Consider the following 4,460-nt stretch of genomic DNA (forward strand, 5'->3'; position numbering starts at 1 on the left):
AATCCGTCCGGGGTCAGGGGAAACACGTCCCCAAGCGGGTTTGTGCAACAAAGCCCCTCCCTGATGCCCTGATACCCCAAAGACCCCCTCATTTTGAAGGAAATTCTGCACATCCTTTTGAGGAGTAAACGAATACGAAAGAGCTGCTTCAACAAGGCGCAAAGAGTTTCGTGTAAATCCACTCGAAAACGAATCACTTCAGGCTTGCCACAGAAACAAACCATCAAATAACGAGCTAGGAAAAACGCACTCACATTAGGCTATTTGGCTCCGCACGCACAACGTCCAGTTAATTCGTGAACAGCCTCATAATTACACCAATCTTAGCTTAGCCTAAAAGGCGACTGACGATCAACTTGACTAGTCGCAAGGCAAATTATGCAACTGGCGCAGTCAAGCTTCGAGAGGTCGCGGAAAACGCAAAGTTTGAGCAGAGAGTGAAAAGATTGACGGCAACGACACGCACGTTAATACAAATTCCGCAGCGTAGCCAACGACAGCTTCAATGCGCCTATGCATAACTTGCGTCGACGAAACCCGTCCGTCAGTTCCGCGAAAAATCACACTTACTGAAGATACGAATGGGGCTTGGAATGGAGCCAATCTGTTACTTATTGCACATTGGTCAGTCTAGCTACTACGCTCATATAGCTAACACTCCAAAACCACATCGAGCCTAGGTGCGCACAAAACATGACGCGACCGGCCCTAAAAATCAAACATTTTCTACGACAAAAACAACTGGCAATACAGGCCTCACAAAGCGCGGTAGCAGTTCCGGCGGGAACAAGCGCACTGTCCTCTGCCCTTTGGAGAAATTGCTCCCAAAATATGCGTTACAAGGAGCGACCCGCAGCAGGAAGTGCTCGACAGCCCTAGCGCACAGGCTCGCGCAGATAAAACGAGAGTTCATGGCGACATCCCCTGATTAGCTCTGAGTATTGAACTTTTACTGGCATAGCGACTTTGATAGGGCTGGCCCACATAGCCTTCGTCATCGACGCTTCACCTCACAAGATTTTTAGATCGCGTGCCTCAACTTCGGTGGTCACGAGCTTTTTTGTTGTCTGGAACCAGGCTGGAGGCCCAGGATGGCGAACTGAATCATCAGCCTGACCGCCGCAGGTGATACCCGTCGATCCCGTATACCGAGTGTTTCGACCATGCCGACACCGACTTAGTCCGCAACACCGGAGACTGTTATGGCGATACCTTAGTCTAGGGCATCGCAGGCCTATTCCAAAACAAAGCCCTCGCGTTCGTCAGAACTTGGAAATCCGCCGATCAAATCGAATGGCTGACCCTGCAATGACCCAGCTGCCGCTAATGAAAACAGCTACATGGCCCCATAAGCCGTCGCTCGCGGTCAGGAATGACAAATGCCTTCGGCGCGAAACGTGCACCTCCAATGAGGCCGCGCAAGCTCTGAATAAAGAACTTCCCCGTCAACTCGATGCGGTTCAGTTATTTCTCAGCCTGCTAAAACTGACACGTCATTGCTCATGCGCTGCACTCGCTTATTCGTACCGTTTTTTACCCATGGAAGGCACAAAGACGAAGAAAGCCGGAGCATTACGGCCGATCAAGCCAACTCTAAATGTGGTCCTAGGAATACTTCGAGCGGACGCATCTACCTTGCGCTTGACCTAAAAGAGCCACAGAACGCCTATCTCTCAGGCAAGCAGTTGGGAAGTTAGCGGTGCCCACGGGCGATCCAGTCTTGCAGCTAGCACTGCGCATCACCCCGAGCCAAAACTGCCAGTCGCGCTAGAAAGCCCTGCTCCAATGAAAGGATTACTTCCAAGGCCGCTGGCTTTGGAAACCGACTTCGCCTCGCTCTCTCGCGCATTAACCGATGCTTAACCATTGTTGCCTAACGATTACCCCCTCAAATGTCGCTAGATCGCAAACCGCCACCCAACCGAAGTAGGCCTTTGACATGATCGACACCGATATAGTCCGCCGGAACAGTGTTTCGGTCATTGGAACAGGAGCAAGAACGCTTGTGTTGGCGCACGGATTTGGGTGCGATCAAACTATGTGGCGGCTGTTAACGCCCTACCTTCAAGATGAATTTCGCATCGTCCTGTTTGATTATGTTGGCTCCGGAAAATCCGACCCCAAAGCCTTTCGCGGCAAGAAGTATTCCGAACTGAGCGGCTACGCAGAAGACATTATTGACGTCTGCGAGGCGTTAGAGCTGCGCGATGCAATCCTCGTCGGACATTCCGTAAGTGCCATGACTGGGCTCATTGCAGCGATCAAGACACCTGATCTGATATCCAAATTGGTTATGGTGTGCCCTTCTCCGTCGTTCCTTAACGACCCACCTCATTATAACGGTGGCTTTGAGCGCGCCGATCTAGAGGGGCTCATCGACCTTATGGATCAAAACTACATCGGATGGGCTAACAACCTCGCCCCACTCGTAACGGGTACCAACGGGGATGCTATGGCAGACGAGCTGGTGGAAAGCTTCTGCTCAACCGACCCGATTTTTGCAAAAACTTTTGCCAGAGCCACGTTTTTCTCTGATTGTCGGCATTTACTCGACAAGGCCAAGCAACCCACATTGATCCTTCAGAGCACGCATGACGCCCTCGCAAGTGTCTCTGTGGGCGAATTTGTGCACGCGAAAATGACTGCATCGCAGCTAGAGATCGTGGAGGCGAATGGTCACTGCTTACATATGACCCACCCTACTCAAATTGCGCCGTCGGTTATACGATTTGCAAAAGAATGAGCCGAAACCTCGCCACTGGATTGATATTGACCAAGTGCCCTGCGGGTTCTTGATCACGACGAAGGATCGCATCATCAGGACGGCAAATCAGAGCTTCTCCGAAAGCCTAAGCCGGCCGTCCTGTGCGCTCGAAGGTCGTTGCCTCGATACGCTTCTGACAAAGGCATCCCAGTTGTTTTTCGATAGCTACGTGGTGCCCACCGTCTTTCGGGAGGGATATTGCAACGAGATACTCATCACACTTGAAGCAGATAACGGCCTGCCTCTGCCCAAAGTCGTAAACGTTAGGCAAATGGACGATGGCAACCTGGCTTGGGCTTTCGTTGAGGCCGAAAACCGTACGGGCCTATTTAAAGAACTCGAGGCCGCACGAAGCGCCGTCGAGGAACAGCGAGAGGAATTGGATCAACTATGCCGCACTGACGCACTCACCGGCCTTGCCAATCGCAGAGAGTTCGATGAGGCGCTGAAACGCCTTTTCAAAGAAGCCGAGAGATCGCATCAGCCACTCGCACTCGTGATCATGGACATCGACAACTTCAAGTCAATCAATGACAGCTATGGCCACGATGTAGGGGACGCAGCCCTCCAAGGACTGGCCGATATTCTTAGAAAGATCTCAAGAGACACTGATTTTGTTGCGCGGTTTGGCGGGGACGAATTTGCCATTATTCTCCCAAATACCGCAGTACAGGACGCGGAGGATATTTGCGCGCGTTTCCATCAATCTATTTCCGAATTCACGTGTGAACGCGCGATGACAATTAGCATCGGAATTTCAGATCGAACCCAATGTTCGCCAATAGAATACCAACTCGCACTCAAACGCGCAGACCGCGCGCTGTATACTGCAAAGCAAGCAGGCAGGAATGCCACCGCCATTTGGGGGCACTTCTCAGCTTCAGAGGCTGTTGCGCAATCAAAACCGAAGTATATCACCAGAACCAATTTCTGAATCTCATGCAGCTTAGACGCACGTCGGGCGAATGTTAGCCTAAGCTTGGAGAAAAGCTGGTTTAACGACGGCGCTGTGGGGTTTATACTTCAAGTGCGGAAGGCGGCATTGCTTCGCACTCGAACACCAGCCATTTTCGCACTCGTACGTTATATCTAAACGAGGCTTTATTGCACAAATGGCCTGAGGGGATTCATCTTGTGAATCCATGATGATAGCTAGAGGTCATGAGCAGCTGGGCCCCTACAAAATACAAGACCCAGAATTGGTCGGCTCACAATTAAGCTTTGAAGCGTCGCGGATCGCTTTCACTCTGGTTTGATCCTGAGATGGTTTGGACACCGCCACCAAGCGGCAGGCGTGGGCGACAGTCCCAGTTCAGCGACGCTGCAATCCAGACTTGCCTGACGATGAAGGTGTTGTTTGGCCTGCCGCTTCGGCAGACGACAGGCTTTGTAGAAAGCTTGCTGAAGCTGGTCGGATCGGATTGGGCGGTGCCCGATTTCAGCACCCTTTGCCGCCACCAGAAGGTGTTGAACGTGAGCTTACCCTATCGTGAGGGAACTGGCCCTATCTATCTGCTAATTGACAGCACCGGCATCAAAGCCGAGGGCGAAGGCGAGTGGAACGCCCGCAAGCATGGCGGGCCAGAGCCTCATGGCTCGAGACTTCGACCGGCAAGTCGCGGAGTTTCAAATCCGCATCGCCGTGCTAAACCGTTACTCAGCTCTTGGCATACCCGTCACTGAACCCGTAGGCTAA

General features: G+C 52.0%; 2 protein-coding genes and 1 pseudogene. All 3 read left to right on the top strand.

Features of this window, described 5'->3' with window-relative positions; translation table 11 throughout:
• The first annotated feature begins 1,939 nt into the window (after window positions 1-1,939).
• On the top strand, window positions 1,940-2,743 hold the full coding sequence (locus THS5294_RS06390) for an alpha/beta fold hydrolase (protein ID WP_058123081.1): 804 nt from the start codon (window positions 1,940-1,942) through the stop codon (window positions 2,741-2,743).
• Complete coding sequence (locus THS5294_RS06395) at window positions 2,730-3,698, top strand: GGDEF domain-containing protein (protein WP_139278681.1); 969 nt, start codon at window positions 2,730-2,732, stop codon at window positions 3,696-3,698. Before THS5294_RS06390 ends, THS5294_RS06395 begins: the two co-directional genes overlap by 14 nt.
• Before the next feature lie 287 nt (window positions 3,699-3,985).
• A pseudogene (locus tag THS5294_RS17975) lies at window positions 3,986-4,345 on the top strand (IS5 family transposase); the annotation flags it as partial.
• Window positions 4,346-4,460 lie beyond the last annotated feature (115 nt).

This window comes from Thalassobacter stenotrophicus (genome assembly GCF_001458315.1).
Lineage (GTDB): Bacteria > Pseudomonadota > Alphaproteobacteria > Rhodobacterales > Rhodobacteraceae > Thalassobacter > Thalassobacter stenotrophicus.